Annotated in this window: 15 protein-coding genes; 1 reads left to right on the top strand and 14 read right to left on the bottom strand. The window is 49.4% G+C overall.

From position 1 onward, the window contains the following. Window positions 1-107: 107 nt before the first annotated feature. Window positions 108-1,415 carry a replication-associated recombination protein A gene (locus tag DFP97_RS21640; RefSeq protein WP_114382560.1) on the bottom strand — a complete coding sequence of 436 codons (1,308 nt, stop codon included), beginning with the start codon at window positions 1,413-1,415 and terminating at the stop codon, window positions 108-110. 215 nt (window positions 1,416-1,630) lie between these two features. Between DFP97_RS21640 and DFP97_RS21645 the strand changes: the two genes are divergently transcribed. After that, complete coding sequence (locus tag DFP97_RS21645) at window positions 1,631-2,167, top strand: hypothetical protein (RefSeq protein ID WP_114382280.1); 537 nt, start codon at window positions 1,631-1,633, stop codon at window positions 2,165-2,167. A gap of 67 nt (window positions 2,168-2,234) precedes the next feature. Here the strand turns inward: DFP97_RS21645 and DFP97_RS21650 are convergent, their stop codons facing one another. The 13 genes from DFP97_RS21650 to DFP97_RS21705 all read right to left on the bottom strand — a co-directional run bounded on the left by DFP97_RS21650 (window position 2,235) and on the right by DFP97_RS21705 (window position 16,780). Then, window positions 2,235-2,909 (bottom strand): YdeI/OmpD-associated family protein, encoded by a 675-nt coding sequence (locus DFP97_RS21650; protein ID WP_114382281.1) that lies wholly within the window; start codon window positions 2,907-2,909, stop codon window positions 2,235-2,237. Continuing rightward, on the bottom strand, window positions 2,906-3,661 hold the full coding sequence (locus DFP97_RS21655) for a tRNA threonylcarbamoyladenosine dehydratase (protein ID WP_114382282.1): 756 nt from the start codon (window positions 3,659-3,661) through the stop codon (window positions 2,906-2,908). Before DFP97_RS21655 ends, DFP97_RS21650 begins: the two co-directional genes overlap by 4 nt. 29 nt (window positions 3,662-3,690) lie before the next feature. Next, window positions 3,691-5,505, bottom strand: coding sequence for an aspartate--tRNA ligase (gene aspS / locus DFP97_RS21660; RefSeq protein WP_114382283.1), 1,815 nt, complete (start codon window positions 5,503-5,505; stop codon window positions 3,691-3,693). A gap of 47 nt (window positions 5,506-5,552) precedes the next feature. Beyond that, on the bottom strand, window positions 5,553-6,800 hold the full coding sequence (hisS, locus tag DFP97_RS21665) for a histidine--tRNA ligase (RefSeq protein ID WP_114382284.1): 1,248 nt from the start codon (window positions 6,798-6,800) through the stop codon (window positions 5,553-5,555). 688 nt (window positions 6,801-7,488) lie between these two features. After that, complete coding sequence (locus DFP97_RS30880; RefSeq protein ID WP_181873620.1) at window positions 7,489-7,656, bottom strand: hypothetical protein; 168 nt, start codon at window positions 7,654-7,656, stop codon at window positions 7,489-7,491. A 91-nt stretch (window positions 7,657-7,747) separates the two neighbouring features. Continuing rightward, a complete protein-coding gene (gene dtd, locus DFP97_RS21670; RefSeq protein ID WP_114382285.1) occupies window positions 7,748-8,191 on the bottom strand; it encodes a D-aminoacyl-tRNA deacylase in 444 nt (147 codons plus the stop codon). 42 nt (window positions 8,192-8,233) lie between these two features. Next, window positions 8,234-10,414 carry a RelA/SpoT family protein gene (locus DFP97_RS21675; protein ID WP_114382286.1) on the bottom strand — a complete coding sequence of 727 codons (2,181 nt, stop codon included), beginning with the start codon at window positions 10,412-10,414 and terminating at the stop codon, window positions 8,234-8,236. Window positions 10,415-10,632: 218 nt separating this feature from the next. Then, window positions 10,633-11,163: an adenine phosphoribosyltransferase gene (locus DFP97_RS21680; RefSeq protein WP_114382287.1), complete on the bottom strand. Its 531-nt coding sequence runs from the start codon at window positions 11,161-11,163 to the stop codon at window positions 10,633-10,635. A 37-nt stretch (window positions 11,164-11,200) separates the two neighbouring features. After that, complete coding sequence (gene recJ / locus DFP97_RS21685; protein ID WP_114382288.1) at window positions 11,201-13,228, bottom strand: single-stranded-DNA-specific exonuclease RecJ; 2,028 nt, start codon at window positions 13,226-13,228, stop codon at window positions 11,201-11,203. A gap of 32 nt (window positions 13,229-13,260) precedes the next feature. After that, window positions 13,261-14,178 (bottom strand): cation diffusion facilitator family transporter, encoded by a 918-nt coding sequence (locus DFP97_RS21690; protein WP_114382289.1) that lies wholly within the window; start codon window positions 14,176-14,178, stop codon window positions 13,261-13,263. Window positions 14,179-14,314: 136 nt separating this feature from the next. Continuing rightward, window positions 14,315-15,235 (bottom strand): protein translocase subunit SecF, encoded by a 921-nt coding sequence (gene secF, locus DFP97_RS21695; RefSeq protein ID WP_114382290.1) that lies wholly within the window; start codon window positions 15,233-15,235, stop codon window positions 14,315-14,317. Next, entirely contained in the window at window positions 15,225-16,457 is a 1,233-nt protein-coding gene (secD, locus tag DFP97_RS21700; protein WP_114382291.1) for a protein translocase subunit SecD, read from the bottom strand. Before secD ends, secF begins: the two co-directional genes overlap by 11 nt. An 83-nt stretch (window positions 16,458-16,540) precedes the next feature. After that, window positions 16,541-16,780, bottom strand: a complete 240-nt coding sequence (locus tag DFP97_RS21705; RefSeq protein WP_114382292.1) for a post-transcriptional regulator — start codon at window positions 16,778-16,780, stop codon at window positions 16,541-16,543. Window positions 16,781-17,055: the final 275 nt, after the last annotated feature.

The raw sequence follows: 17,055 nt of genomic DNA on the forward strand, positions 1-17,055 counted from the left end.
GCCCTATCGTCACCATTTTTTGATTTGAAACATGATTTTCACTACAAGAGTGCTATCTAAGTAATAAGCTTACCTACTTTTGAGACAACCCCTTTAATTTTCTTATATCATTTACTTTTGCGCCGCTGCTGATTTTGTTTAATTTTATCTTCCATCCCCTGCTCCGTGGCGTTGTAAAAAGTCATTCCGCCAAGCGAATCAGGCAAATACTGCTGCATCACATAATGATTCGGATAGTCATGCGGATATTTATAGCCCTCATGACCGAGCTGCTGCGCCCCGCGGTAATGGGTATCGCGCAAATGGAGCGGCACCTCCGCCCCACCTGCCCTCTCGATCGCCGCTTCCGCATTGCCGATAGCGATTGCGGTTGCGTTTGACTTCGGGCTTTCAACCGCAAACAAAATGGCTTGCGAAATGTTATATTTCGCTTCCGGCCATCCGATCTTGTGATAGGCATCCATTGCGGTTACAGCTTGAAGCATCGCTTGCGGGTTAGCCAGCCCGATATCCTCGCTGCACGCTACGATAAGCCGGCGTATAAAGGTCATCGGATCCATACCCAGCTTCTCGACCGCGTACAGGAACCAAAACAAAGCGGCGTCGCTCGAGCCGCGTACGCTCTTGTGAAACGCAGAGAGCACATCATATTGCGTCGACAGATCGGCGCGTATCGTTGGCTTCCTGATCGACTCCTGTGCCACCTCCAGCGTAATCCGTACGGAGCCATCCTGCTCCGAGGGAGTCGTCACAGCGGCAAGTTCCAGCGCGTTTAACGCGCGGCGGATATCGCCTCCTGCCATTGCCGCAATATGCCGAAGAGCATCTTCATCGGCATGCAGATCCATAAAGCCAAGGCCTCGCTCGCGGTCGGCAAGCGCTCTTCTCATTGCTTCGTAAGCATGCTCCTCGCCAAGCGGCTGGAGCTGGAACAGCGTGGAACGGGACAGCAAAGCCCCATTCACATGATGGAACGGATTTTCCGTTGTCGCCCCGATAAAAATAATGATTCCCTGCTCGACAGCCGGCAGCAATGCATCCTGTCTTGCCGTATTGAAGCGATGTACCTCATCCAAGAAAAGAATCGTCTTCTTGCCAAACATCGTTTTGTTCGTTCGGGCTTGATCGATGACTTCCCTTACATCCTTAACCGATGCGTCAACCGCATTCAGCTTCACGAATTCTCCGGCGGTACGCAGCGAGATAATGTGTGCAAGCGTCGTTTTGCCGCAGCCGGGAGGGCCGTATAACAAAACAGATGATACCTGATCACCTTCTATCGCGCGTCTGAGCAGTTTGCCCGCACCAACTATATGTTCTTGTCCAATATATTCATCCAGCGTTTGCGGCCGCATCCGGTCGGCTAACAACCGAGCGCGCGGCGTTTCCGCCTCTTGATAAGAAAACAAATCCATAACGTTCCCCAACCTTCTTCCATCTGTTCCTTCGATCATAGCATACAAGCACATTTGTTCGCCAGATACGATAAATGTCATCTATTTATCACACTTCACACATTCACAACGTTTGGCAAAAAGTGTATAATCATGCTGTCGAACCATCGATTTATGTCATAAAAGTATATTTTTATGTAAAAATTCAGTACCACATGCTGCAAGGGGTTGAATGAATGATGTTTAAGCCTGTGGAAAATCCGATCGAAACAGCGCTGTTTAACGACATTTGGACGACGGTATGGAAAGAAAAAGGGTACGAGATAGAATTCAGTAAAGATGCACTGGCCAGATACGTTGTACTCACTCCCGATGGCAATTACATAGGAACGGCTGAAATTAACCTTTTCAACAAAAGTAGAAGCGCGGTTTCGAATTTGACTAAACTTCAGAAGTACATCCTTGACGCTGCTGAGGAAGGCATGGTCGCCGAAATAGATAAAATCGCCTTAATCAAGCCATTCCGCGGAAGCTACATATCCGACTTGCTCTCCTCGATCATTTATTTTGCAGAGCTGCATCATTACCGCTATTTCTTGTCCCTGCTCGAACCCGTCTTTTATCGGGCGCTTAGGGTCAGCTTTCATATCCCGATGGAGAAGCTGAGCCAAGAAACGTATTACAAAGGCGACTACGTAGTTCCCGTCCTGTTCGATACGCAGCAGATGTATGCAAATTGGCCGATGTTCCATTGGCTCAAGTTACCCAGTTAATTAAAATAGCCGTATCGAGAGTTAAGCATCTTGCGCTCTTTTCCCGAAACGGCTAGTTTATTATAAATTATTTATCAAAAGGAGACTTAAGACCTTTCTCCAGCTTATCGACCGTTGCTGAAACGCGATTAGTACGCGTCTCTTCCCTCTTCGCATCGGTAATCCACTTGACGAAGTCACGCCGCTTCGCGGCTGTCAGGCTGCCGCGGAAAAAATGTTCCGCAGCAGGCGATGCTTGAAGCGCGGCTGCCAAATCCTCCGGCAATGGAGCTTCCTCCGATGCTGGAGCTGATGAACGGCCGCTGGCCACTGCGGCCACAATAGCAGAAGCAGTCCGCTTCGCGCGGGTGCTGCTCTTCGCGGTACCTTCCGGACGGTATCGCATGGACGACCACGTATCATCCATCGAGATCATCGCAACGCCTTCCATATTCTGCTTCAGCATCAGCTTCCAGCCGGTATCCCGGTTAATATCCGTCTTGATCTTGGAGGTCCCTTTCGGATAAGTAATCCATAGCATACCGTCAGGCTTAACCGCGCGAACAGCCCCTGGACCATACTCCTCCAGCTCTGACAACGATAGAACGAACAGCAATACGAAATCATATTGGACCCCGTCCTCGACTATTGTTGATTCAGCAGAAAGTCCAAGCTCTTCTACATAATGATCGGAAGGCGCCTTAAGCACTAAAGCCTTCATACCCGGTGACAATCTCAGTTTTTTGACTAATGTCTCATTCACAGCTCAATCCCGCCTATTTCAAGTAAGTCTTTCACAACGACGCTTACCATAATAAGACCGGCAACCGGAGGAACGAACGCATTGCTTGCCGGCGGCTGCTTCGCCTTGCGGATGGCAGGAGCATTTTCCGGGACAATACGCTCGGTTACATCCTCACGCGGCTTCATCGGAAGCTCAGACGAGAAAACGACCTTCACGCCCTGTTTGATGCCCTCCTTGCGCAGCTTCGTACGCACGACACGCGCTATCGGGTCCGTATGCGTCTTGGAAATATCCACGACCTGGAACTTCGTTGGGTCCATTTTGTTAGCTGCGCCCATGCTTGATATGATCGGAATCTTCCGCTCCAAGCATTGCTTGATCAAATGAATTTTATACGAAATCGTATCCGATGCATCAACTACATAATCGAGCGGATATGCGAACAGCTGCTCATACGTTTCCTCCGTATAGAACATTCGCATAGCGATCACGTCGCAATCCGGATTAATTAATTTAATCCGGTCGCGCATTAAGTCTGCTTTCGGCTGTCCTACTGTCGTCGTAAGCGCATGAACTTGACGGTTGACGTTCGTTATATCGACAACATCCTTATCGATCAGGATAATTCGACCAACGCCAGTGCGCGCTAAAGCTTCAGCGGCAATACCGCCAACGCCGCCGATGCCGAGCACGGCAACCGTGCTCTCCTTCATCAGCTGTAATCCTTCCGGCCCGATGGCCAGCTCCGTACGTGAAAATTGGTGAAGCATCCAGCTGCCGCCTCCTTTGCTTATAACGCTTATTTGTCGTTGCTGTCTGCTGCTGCATTCGCAGCGGCAACAGGCTGCTTAGGCTTCAGCACCGTGCGGATATGCAGCTGCTCGAGCTGTGATAGCTCAACTTCGGAAGGCGCATCGCACAGCAAATCAGTTGCGCTTGCCGTTTTCGGGAATGCAATCGTCTCACGAAGGTTTGTACGGCCTGTCAGAAGCATCACTAGACGGTCGAAGCCAAATGCGATACCACCGTGCGGAGGCGTTCCGAATTCAAATGCGTCAAGCAAGAAGCCGAACTTCTCTTGCGCTTCTTCCATTGTGAAGCCAAGCGCTTTGAACATTTGCTCCTGAACGTCGCGTTTGTATATACGCATCGAGCCGCCGCCTACTTCGTAACCGTTCAGAACGAGATCGTATGCTTGCGCACGAATTTGTCCCGGATCCGTATCGAAGAAATGGAGATCGTCTTCGTTCGGACGCGTGAACGGATGATGCTCAGCTACATAACGCTTCGCATCCTCGTCCCAGCCGAGCAATGGGAAATCAACAACCCATGCAAATTTGAATTTCGAATCGTCGATTAAGCCAAGGTCGCGGCCCAGCTTCGAACGGAGGTTACCGAGTACATCTGCAACAACCTTCTTTTTATCGGCAGAGAATGTAAGAAGGTCTCCTTCTTCTACTTGCAGTCGCTCTGTCAGCGCAGCAATTTCTTCCGGTTTAAGGAATTTAACGATCGGTCCGCGCCATTCGCCATCCTTCACTGTAATCCATGCAAGTCCCTTGCCGCCGTAACGAGCCGCGAACGGCTGCAGGTCGTCAAGCTCCTTGCGGCTCCAGCTTGCACAGCCCTTAGCGTTCAATGCTTTTACTACACCACCGCTTGCTGCTACGCTCGCGAATACTTTTACGTCGCTCCCCGATACGATATCGGTAATATCTTCGATCTCAAGACCGAAACGGAGATCTGGTTTGTCAGAGCCGTATTTGTTCATTGCGTCTGCATACGTAATGCGTTGGAAAGGAAGCTCTAGCTCCACGCCAACCGTTTCGCGAAGAAGCTTCGCCGTTAACTGCTCCATCAAAGCAAGCAATTGATCCTGCGACAGGAATGATGTCTCAATATCGACTTGCGTAAATTCCGGCTGACGGTCTGCGCGGAGATCCTCGTCACGGAAGCAGCGCGCGATTTGATAGTAGCGCTCAATACCGCCGACCATTAACAGCTGCTTGAAAATTTGCGGCGATTGCGGCAGTGCGAAAAACTCGCCCTCATGCACGCGGCTTGGGACCAAATAATCGCGGGCGCCTTCCGGCGTACTCTTCGTCAGGATTGGTGTTTCAACATCGATAAAGCCTTCGCCGTCAAGGAAATCGCGGAACACCTTTGCCGCTTTCGAGCGAAGGAACAGCGTACGCTGCATTTCCGGGCGGCGCAAATCCAGGTAACGGTATTTTAAACGCAGCGACTCATCAACCTCAACGCCGTCTTCAATCGGGAATGGAGGTGTTTTGGCAGCATTCATCACTTCAATGTTCGTTACACGAACTTCAATTTCGCCTGTTGCCAAGTTCGCGTTGTATGTTTCCGTATCGCGTTCTACGACCGTACCTTGAATGGCAAGGACATACTCGTTCCGGGCACGGTCTGCAATGGCTAAAGCATCACCGGAGAAATCAGGGTTAAATACCGTTTGCACAATACCGGAGCGATCGCGGAGATCGATAAATAGTACGCCGCCAAGGTCGCGGCGGCGCTGTACCCAGCCGTTCAGTGTTACGGTTTGACCGACGTCCGCTTTCGTAAGCAGGCCGCAGTGATGAGTTTTTAATAACATAATTTTCATTCTCCTCATTTCGTTATGAATGGTTTATTTGGTTGAGCTTAACCGCTGATTTCGTCTGCAAGCCCGCTTATCGCAACGACGCGCTGCTCGCCTTTGGCCATATCCTTCAACGATATTTCGCCCCGAACGAGCTCATCGTCCCCAAGAATCGCCGTATAACGAGCCTGAAGCCGATCTGCCGCTTTCATTTGCGCCTTCATCTTACGTCCAAGATAATCCCGTTCGGCGCGAATGCCGCGTTGTCTTAACTGATACACAAGCTTCGTCACCTCACGCTCAGCAGCTTCGCCAAGAGCAACAAGATATACATCCACTTGGTTCGAAGCAGGCAGCTCAGTCGCTTGGTGCTGAAGCAGCAGAATTGTTCTTTCCAATCCAAGACCAAGACCTACGCCCGGCTGATCGGGACCGCCGATTTCGGATACGAGCCCGTTATAACGGCCTCCGCCGCCAATCGTGTCGATCGCGCCAATACCCTCCGCTTTATACTCAAACGCGGTATGCGTGTAGTAGTCAAGGCCGCGAACGAGTCTGTGATTGATTTCATATGGAATACCCATATCGCTCAAATACGTTTTTACTTTATCAAAATGATTTTGACATTCCTCGTCCAAGCTGTCCAAAATCGACGGCGCATCTTCAAAATGCTCCTGATCAACCTTGCAGTCGAGAACTCTAAGCGGATTGCGGTCCATCCGCGATTGGCAATCCTTGCAGAGCAGCTCCCGCTTCGGCTCCAAAAATGCAAGCAGCCGTTCGCGGAAAGCAGCGCGTACTGCTGGCGTACCGACCGAATTCACCTCGACACGTACGCCTTTGAGACCGACCTCCGTATAAAACGTATACCCAAGCGCAATTACCTCAGCATCCAAAGCCGGATCTACCGAGCCTAACGCTTCAACGCCAAATTGGTGCAGCTGGCGGTAACGTCCTGCTTGCGGCCGCTCATAACGGAACATCGGACCAATATAATAGAGCTTTGATACGTCCGGTTCACCGTACAGCTTATTTTCCACATAAGACCTTACGACGCCAGCGGTCCCTTCCGGACGCAGCGTCAAGCTGCGATTGCCGCGGTCAGTAAAGGTGTACATCTCCTTCTCGACGATGTCGGTCGTCTCTCCTACCCCGCGCTGGAACAGCTCAGTGGATTCGAAAATTGGCGTCCGAATTTCACGAAAATTGTACCGCTGGCAAATATCTCGGGCCTTCTGCTCCACATACTGCCATCTCTCTACCGCTCCGGGCAGTATATCCTGTGTGCCCGGTAATTTTTGAAAAGCCATCCAAAAAACCTCCTGCCCCCGTATTCATACTAGATATGTCCCGGAAAACGCAAAAAACTCCCGCTCCTAACAGCTTACGCCGTAAGGGACGAGAGTGTAGCTCCCGTGGTACCACCCACATTCCGAGCATGCATGCCATGCAAAAGCTCGCTTCAAGACGGTTAACGTCCGTCATCCGCAGTCCAGCTACTGTGCTTCGGGTACAAGCCACTGCTCGCTCCCTCTGTCTGTTCACCGTCTGTTCTCCGGGAAGTCTGTTCATTCCACCGATATAAGGACGCTTGCAGCCAAATGACGTCCCTCTCTGAATATAACGTGAAGAATTACTTTGTCCCATCAACGAATCCATTTTGATTATACTGAGAACTAATTTTACCTGTCGTAATGGGGAAAGTCAAGGACAACAAAAAGTGGACAGAAAAAGACCCACAAACGAGTTGTAGGTCCAAAAGTAAAATATATTTTTAAAAAGGGGGTCGAGATTTATTATAGGTTAACGATGTTAAAGGAAAGTTAGAGTTTGATTACAGGAATATTACAATTTCGAAAGCGTTTTTACATCGCATGCAGCTGAGTACCGTAGACGCATTGTACTTTCCCTTTGTGCTTGTACATATATAGACGACCGCCCGGTTTATTCACCCGGACGGCGCGCTGCACACAAAGCTATTGGAAAAATCTCTGACCTTTAATGTCCCGGATTGTCTCGGCGCGAATGCTTGGGAAAGCCAGCCCACTCTTCAGCGGCTTCAATATCGTCCTCCAGCTCAGCCATTACCTTTGCTTCTCTGCGATCCGGATGAAGCAGCCTGCGCGAGACACGCTCAATACCCTGTTCCTTGCGTGATTGATGCATTGCGGTTTTCCTCCAATACAGCTTTCAGCATGCACCAGCTTTGTTCATGTCCGGCACAGCTCACTGTATATTGTTTCCCGCATTTGCTTTCTTAAGCACCGCTCTCCAAAATTAACGTCACCGGACCTGAATTAACGAGCTCAACGTCCATCATCGAGCCGAATCGGCCGGTCTCTACGACAAGGCCAAGGGAACGAAGCGCTTCGTTGAACCTATCATAGAGCTGCTCAGCCTGCTCTGGCCTTGCCGCTGCCATAAAATTCGGACGTCTGCCTTTACGACAATCGCCATAGAGCGTAAATTGCGATACCGATAACAGCTGGCCGCCGATATCCGTAACCGAATGATTCATTTTACCCGATTCATCTTCAAAGATGCGCAAGCCTGCTATCTTGTCTGCCATCCAGCGAACGTCCGCTTCCGTATCCTCATGCGTAATGCCAACAAGCAGCACAAGCCCGAACTCGATTGCTCCCACTATGTCGCCATCAATAGCGACCTTCGCTTGCTTGCTGCGCTGTACAACGACCTTCACTGCCTTAAAACCTCCGATATTCGATTCATCGCCTCTTAACAGCTATTGCATAATACGCTGTACCGAATAAATGTCCTGAACCCGTTTTATTTTTTCGACGACCGACGACAAATGTTCAATGTTGCGGATAAGCACCGTCATATGAATCAAAGCCATTTTATTTTTAACCGAACGTCCCGTAACGGCTGAAATGTTCGTCTTGCTTTCTGAAACCGCCTGCAGAACCTCATTGAGAAGTCCTCTGCGATCGTGGCCTGTAATTTCGATATCGACGCTGTAATTCGCTTCGATGGAGTCTTCCCACTCCACCTCAATAACGCGTTCCCCTTCTTCACCCTGATCGCCGAACGGGATGTTCTGACAATCCATGCGGTGAACCGAGACGCCACGGCCCCGCGTGATATAGCCGATAATGGTATCCCCTGGTACGGGATTGCAGCAGCGTGCGAACCGGACAAGGAGATTGTCGATCCCCTTCACCGTTACGCCCTGAGTCGGTCTCGACTTCCGGTTGCCGGGTGATTTAATTTCTTTCACTTCGGCCGTCAACTCAAGCTGATTGGCCAGCTCGGCTTCCTTCCGCATCTTCTCAGTCAGCTTCGTGCAAATTTGCGCAGCAGTTATCCCGCCAAAGCCGATAGCAGACATCATATCTTCAATATCGTTAAAAGCAAACTTCGCCGCTGCGTCCTGCAGCTTTTCATCACCCAGCCAGGCAGAAGGCTCAAGCCCAAGCCGCTTCAGCTCGCGTTCTAGCAGATCGCGGCCCTTCGCGACGTTCTCCTCGCGCTTCTCCTTCTTGAACCACTGCCTGATTTTGCTTCGGGCATGCGATGATTGAGCAATTTTCACCCAATCCTGACTCGGTCCGTAGGAATGTTTGGACGTTAAAATTTCAACGATATCGCCTGTCTTCAGCTTATGATCAAGCGGAACGATTCGGCCATTCACTTTAGCGCCTATCGTGCGGTTACCGACCTCTGTATGAATGCGGTATGCAAAATCAAGCGGCACGGAGCCAGCAGGCAGCTCAATGACTTCGCCGCTCGGCGTAAAGACGAATACCAAGTCGGCAAAAAAGTCCATCTTGAGAGATTCCATAAATTCAGATGCGTCACGCGCTTCATGCTGAAGCTCCAAAATTTCGCGGAACCATGACATTTTATCTTCAAAGTTGCCGCCTGGCACGAGCGAGCCTTCCTTGTACGCCCAGTGCGCCGCAATCCCGTACTCAGACGTACGGTGCATCTCCCATGTTCGGATTTGAACCTCGGTCGGTTCACCGTTCGGTCCGATGACGGTCGTATGCAGCGACTGGTACATGTTTGCCTTCGGCATTGCGATATAATCCTTAAATCGGCCAGGCATCGGCTTCCACAACGTATGAATAATACCGAGCGTTGCATAACAATCTTTAATATTATCCACAATAATCCGAATGGCAAGCAGATCATAAATTTCAGTAAACTGCTTGTTTCGATCGGTCATTTTTTTGTAAATGCTGTACAAATGCTTGGGCCTGCCGGAAATATCTCCTTCGATGCCCATTTCTTCCAGCTTCTCCGTAATTCGTGAGATGACGTCATCAATAAATTGCTCGCGTTCCGCGCGCTTCTTCTTCATGAGATTGGCAATACGGTAGTACTGCTGCGGGTTTAAATAGCGCAGCGCAATGTCTTCCATTTCCCATTTAATGGCCGAAATACCGAGACGATGAGCAATCGGGCAAAAAATTTCGAGCGTTTCGTATGCGATGCGGCGCTGTGCTTCCTCCGATTGGAATTTGAGCGTGCGCATGTTGTGCAGCCGGTCCGCTAATTTAATAAGAATTACGCGAATGTCCTGTGCCATCGCGACAAACATTTTACGGTAATTTTCGTTCTGCTGCTCTTCCTTCGAACGAAATTTAATTTTTTCAAGCTTCGTTAAACCGTCTACCAGCATCGCACACGTTTCGCCAAATTTCGCACGAACGGTGTGCAAATCTACTGTCGTATCTTCTACGACATCGTGAAGCAGTGCTGCGATAATCGACAGCACGTCCATTTGCATATCTACAAGTATATCTGCAACCGCAACGGGGTGTAATATATATGGCTCTCCCGATTTCCGCACTTGTCCGTGATGGGCTTGTTCCGCGAAATCATAGGCTTCCTGGATGCGTATAAGGTCCTGCTCTTTCATATAGGCGGATGCCTTCTCGAGTAAATGCTCAATGCCCATGAAACGTCCCTTTCTGAATACACTCCTGGCGGATCCCATTCATGCGTTTTCCGAGTTTTTATAATATTATGCCTGTTATAGCGGCACCACGTCAACTACCGGAGCCATGCAATAAAAAATTAACCGCCTTCCCTCCACACTGTTTGTGCATGAGGAGACAGGCGGTTTCTTCAGTCGCGGGAGGGACATCCCTTTTTAACAGCTCGAATGGAGATTTCTTACTCGTAAGTCATAAGTGAGAATACATCGATTCCTTCCAGCTTCTCACGGCCTGTCAAATAAGCAAGCTCGATGAGAAAAGCGGCTCCGACAACCTCGCCGCCAAGCTGGCGGATAAGGTTGATTGATGTTGCAATTGTACCGCCCGTTGCAAGCAAATCATCCGCAATAAGCACCCGTTGGCCAGGAGTGATGGCATCTTTATGCATAGCAAGCTGATCTTTGCCATATTCCAAATCGTAGTTGGCCGTAATCGTCTCGCCAGGCAGCTTACCGCTTTTCCGAATCGGAGCGAAGCCTACACCTAATGCTAAAGCAAGCGGAGCACCTACAACGAATCCGCGTGCTTCCGGACCGGCAACAATATCAATGTTCATGTGCTGAACGGCTGCGCGCATCTCTTCGATAACCGCGCGATAAGCTCCGCCGTCCTTCAGAAGCGTTGTAATGTCTTTGAAACGGATACCTGGCTGCGGGAAATCAGGAATTACCCGGATGTAATCTTTAAAATTGTATGGTGTATTGGACACGAACTGTCAACCCTTTCCATTCCATCGTTTAAAATATTTATTTTATTCCAATTGCCGACGTTTGTGACCGTTCAGACTGCTGCTTCGCGATGCGGTACCGCTCCGAAGAGGACAGCTCCCGTTTTTGCGGCGACGAGGCCGCAATCATTCGTCCATCGCGGCGTTCGATAAATTGCAATTCCTCAAATACATCCAGCATAAGCTGAACCGTCTCCGCAGGTAAGCCGCATTGCTTTGACAGCCGCCCGGTTAATCCTTGCAGCGGGGCTTGGCCAAGCAGCCTTAACTGCTGATAAATAAGACCGAAATGTTCGCGCTCAGGAAACGCTGTGTCATTGTAAGGCTCAAAATGGAGATCATGCAGCTGCAGCTGCGGCTTACGCTGACCGTTCCATTCATTTACGGATAATTCTCCAACTGCATCAATGGTATGCCCTGGCTGCAGTTCTTCCGCAAGAATTCCCATGCCGAAGCCGATTCCATCCAGCAAGCGTCGCCCGCTGCCCAGCGACAGCTTTAAATGCTTGGATTCTTTGCCGATCGTACGTCGGTCTGCAAGCTCAGCGCCCTGAAACAGCAGCCGCGGCGAAGGGTTCCCCATGCCGAACGGCTCAAGCAGCGCCAGATCCGTAATCGTATCGAGCGTAGCCTCGCTTACTGTACACACCAGATCAACCGTTGTTTTCGGAATCCAGTCATCAGGGCTAAGCCATTGTTTCGCTAACTCTCCAAGGCGCTCTTCAAACTGCTCTAACAGATCGCGGTGAAGGCTCATTCCGGCAGCCGCCTGATGACCGCCATAATGATCAAGCAGCTCAGAGCAGGCTGTTAAAGCGGCGTGCAGATCATAGCCTTCAATAGAACGCGCAGAACCCTTGCACATGCCAGTCTTCTCATCTATTCCCAATATAATAACCGGTTTATAATTCCGTTCGAGCAGCTTCGATGCAACGATACCGATGACACCGACATTCCAGCTTTCACCTGCAAGTACGATAACGGGCGGTGCTTCTACACCCGCTGCTTCAGCAGCTTCGCACTTTGCTTGCCATTGCTGCTCAGCTTCCTTTACGATGCTCTCGACAATGCGCTGACGTTCCTTATTTAAGCTATCCAGACCCACGGCCGCCAAAATAGCAGTGTCGTAATCATCCGTCGTCAGCAGCTCGACTGCCCGCTTTGCATGATCCAGCCTGCCCGCCGCATTGATACGCGGGGCCATGCTGAACGCGACACCGGTTGAAGTTAATTCGCCTAGCGTTATACCGCCTGCTTCCGCTAATGCACGAAAGCCCGCCCCAGCGCTGCTGCGAAGTCTCTCCAAGCCGTATCGTACGAATATCCGGTTTTCGTCTGTAAGCGGCATTAAATCTGCAATTGTGCCTAAGCTAACGATATCAGCCCATTCAAGCGGGGGTCTGTCAAGCAACGCGTGTGCCAGTTTAAAAGCAACGCCGACGCCTGCCAAACCTTTGAAAGGATAGCCGCAGGCCCCTTGCTTCGGATTAATTACCGCGCATGCGTCCGGAATTTGCTCGGGTGGCTCGTGATGGTCGGTTACAACGACATCAATACCGAGCTGCTTTGCATATTCAATCTCTTCATAAGCGCTTATGCCTGTATCGACCGTAACGATTAAACAAACGCCCTCTTCGGCAGCCAGCTCAATCGCTTTACGGTTTAAGCCATACCCTTCTAACGCGCGATGCGGTATGTAATAGTCATAATGATAATTCAGTGAACGAAACAAATGAACGAGCAGCGATGTGCTTGATACGCCGTCAGCGTCATAATCTCCATAAATCCGAATTTTCTCATTGTTTGCAGCCGCCCGCTTAATGCGTTCAACCGCTTCCTTCATGCCAAGCAGCAAATACGGATCGTGAAAATACTCCTGACCGCCGCGTAAAAAACGTTCTGCCGCTTCCGCTTCACTATACCCCCGCTGCACAAGCAGCCGGGCAACGAGCGGCGGTAAGCTAAGCTTCGCGGCCAGCTGCTTCGCTTTGTCTTCATTTGTATCATCCCACGCTGCTACAGCCCAGCGTGTTTTCCTTTGAATCATGTTGCTTCCCCCTTTCCTGCTGTTTGCAGTTCTTATTGCAGCAGTGTCGGCATCTGCTCCTGATTCGGATCATGATTGGACTTGTATGGATAACCCGGATCGTATGGCTCAACATAAATCGATACATCTGTAACATGAATAAATCTTTTCATGACAAGCTGTTTAACCCGTTTTGCTATTTCATGGCCTTCGAGTACAGAAATGCGCGGATTAACGCTGATAACGATTTCTGCTACGACGTAATGCCCATGCTCCTTCGCACGCAATGACTGTACGGTAATGACCCCTTCGACGCGCTGTACAAGCTGCATCAGTTCGTTTGGATCTTCCTCGTCCGCAGCTTCCTTGTGATCCTTGCGTATTAAGGCGGCAGTCATGCGATAGCCGTTGTTCATGATAATGACCGCAATAACGAGTGCTGCAGCCGGGTCCAAATAATAGAGTACCGGCATTGTCAGCACGTTACCAATGATTGCTCCACCCGCTCCAATAAATGCCGCTAACGAGCAGGATAGTCCGGAAATACGTTCCTTTGAAGAGAAAAACAGTTCTTTAACAATTAGACCTGCAGCAATTGCCGCTAAGGAACTCCAGTGAGGAGCATCCGTAACACCGTCTGAAATATCACGGATTGCAGAAATGCCGATTTCAAGCCCAATGATAAGAAGGACGACAGACAACAAAATAGTCGCCGCCGTCTCTCCTCTTCTATCCTCGGTTTCCGCCGCAGCATTTGGTTTGGCCGTCTTGCGGCGGCGGCTGGCTTGTAGTCCGGATAATGCAGCAATGGCTGCGGCAACTTCCGCTGCTGAGTGGAATGCATCTGCGAGCAATGCCTTGCTGCCTGACAACCAGCCTACTGTACCTTTAAATAGTGCCAGCAGCATGTTTCCCCATAAGCCGGCCCAGTTTGCAGACTCTGCTTTTGCATATCGCTGTGCGGTTGACATGTGTACCTCCTACAAGGTTTTGCGTATGAAAAACCTACTTCGTAAGCATGAGCTTAGGTTTTGCGAATGCAAAATCTACTTCGTAAGCGTGGGCTTAGGTTTACGCAGCAAACCTACTTCGTAAGCGTGCTAAGCTTTAAGGAGCAGTCGTTGCCTTAACGGCAGCCTTTGGTTTTTGCTTCCCTTTAAGGAGCAGCCAGAGCGGACTCGCGATACAGATCGATGAATAAGCTCCGCTGGACAAACCTATGATTTTAGCCAGTGCGAACAGCTTAATAGACTCGCTTCCGAATATAAACAAGCAAACCGCAACGATCAATACCGCTAGTACTGTATAAATATTACGCGCCATCGTTTGCCATATGCTCGCATTCACCATTTCAGCGAGCTGCTCGCGATTTTTGAATTGTCCAAACCGCAAATTTTCACGAATTCGGTCAAAAATGACGATTTTATCGTTGATCGAATATCCAATCGTCGTCAATACGGCAGCTATGAACGGCAAATCTACTTCGAGCCGGAAAATCGAAAATAGCGCAACGACGACAAACGCATCGTACAAAATCGCAATATTTGCCGCAAGCGCAAAGCGCCATTCAAAGCGGAACATCACATAAATCATAATGGCTACGCTGGCGATCAGTATAGCCCAAATCGTTTTGATCCCAAGCTCCTGCGCCATATCCGGAGACACGACGTTAACTTCAGCCGATACTTGATCGCCGTACTTTGCTTTAAAGGCGTTTTGGATTTCTACGATTTTGGCCTGAGTAAGCACCTCATCGAATCGTGCTGATACCCGTTCGTTTCCATTGCCGCCAACGGTCGGCGTAATACCTTTAATGCCAGCCTGTTCGAGAATCGCTATCGCTTCTGCCTGAGTTGCCTGCTTGCCTACCGCGATATCCATGTTCGTGCCGGCCTTGAAATCAACCCCGAAGTTCAGATTGAAAATTAGAAGCGACAAAATCCCTGCTAATGTCAGCGCGATTGAGAACAGAAAGAACTTGTTACGGTTCCCTATAAAGTCATAGCGGATTTTTGTATTAAAGTTCACGGATTTCTGCCTCCTTCACACCGTAATAGCTAGGTTTAGTAAACAAGTTGCTGCGGATAAGCAGCATGATTAGGAAACGTGACAAGAAAATATTCGTGATCATGCTTACTAGAATACTGAAGATCATCGTGAGCGCAAAGCCCCGGATAGCCCCGTTACCGATAAAGTACAAAACGGCACTCGCAATAATGTTGGTAATGTTCGCATCCATAATGGTACGGAAGGAGTTTTTCGAGCCTGCCTTCAAAGAGGACAGTAAGCTTTTGCCGCTTCGAATTTCTTCTTTAATACGCTCGTACATGATGATATTCGCGTCAACCGCCATACCGATACCGAGCACGAAAGCTGCAATACCTGGCAATGTAAGCGTTGCGTTCATTAGATTAAATACAACGATTAACAGCCACGTGTACGTAATTACGGTAATGCCTGCAACAACGCCCGGTATGCGGAACAATATGACGAGGAACACTAAAATAATTACCGTGCCGATAATGCCCGCCTGTACCGTATCTCTCAATGATTCAAGTCCAAGCTTAGCGCCAACGCTTTGGGTATATTTCTCAACGAGCTTAAGCGGAAGTGCCCCAAGGTTGATCATATCGGCTAATTCTTTTGCTTCATCGACCGTGTAATCACCCGATATTTGAGCAGACCCGCCAGAGATCGGGAAGTTAACGGACGGTTTGGACAATTCTTTGTCGTCCAGATAAATGGCTAAATATTGACCCGTTAACCGGGTAGTAATCTCTTCGAATTTTTTGGCATCTTTTAATTCAATCGTTACGAACGGCTTGCTCAAGTTGTCATAGCCTACTCCCGCGCCATTCTGCTTAAAATCGCTTCCGTCCAGCTCAATCTTTCCATCCGGACCGCGGAATGTCAGGTTGATCGGCTTGGCAAGAATTTCTCTTACTTCTTCCTCATTCGCAACCCCGGCAAGCTTTAACCGAATCCGGTTAGTTCCTTCAGTCGTAATCTCCGGCTCTACTATACCGAGCTCATCAATACGCTTTTCGAGACTTCTAGCCGTTTCTTTCAATGACTCCGGTGTAACCGCTTCACCGCCCTCAAGCGGCTCAGCTTCGTAAAGCACTTCAAATCCGCCTTTTAAATCAAGGCCTAGCCGAACATCTTTCACTAGCGCTGGGCTTGTCCAAGCGATGACGCCAAACATAATTACAACGATCGCAAGGAAGGCAACTATTCTCTTCCCGAACATACGTCTAAATCCCCCTTATGATCTCAATATTCCTATTATACAGACGCCGCAAAATCGAGTCAAAAAAAAAAGAACCCAATCTTCTAGAATTGAGTTCCTTTGTAAGCGCTAATTGTCATATAATTCATGAATTTGGTTACCTTCAAAGACAAAATATCGTTTACCAGCTGGTGCAGCTCGGGCTGACCGTTCTTCTGATATTTTTCATTGACGCAGTCCCAAATTTCTTTGCCCGTAACATACTCATACCCGATAAGCCGAAATTCCTCCGCCTTGCTGTTGCACAGCTCCTCGATAACACTGCTTAGCTCTTCGTCCGCCATGCTGCTGATCCTCCTCCAAGTTTTACGAAGTAAAAACCCGCTTCGTAAACACCCGCTTACATCGTCTAGTACATGTATTCGATACGCTTGCAGGATTCTCCTGCCCAACTGTCCAGTCATCGGTAAAAATGAGTGACATGGAATCGGACATGCCGAGCATAAAGATGATTATACCGGCCTGTCTCACAGCTTCGTCTTACCCAAGCGTAAACGGCTGTCGCCGTCTTTGGCGGCAAAAGCTCGTTTCGCGGTGAAATATAAGTATCGTATAAAGC

The sequence above is a fragment of the Paenibacillus prosopidis genome, assembly GCF_003337375.1.
Classification (GTDB): domain Bacteria; phylum Bacillota; class Bacilli; order Paenibacillales; family Paenibacillaceae; genus Pristimantibacillus; species Pristimantibacillus prosopidis.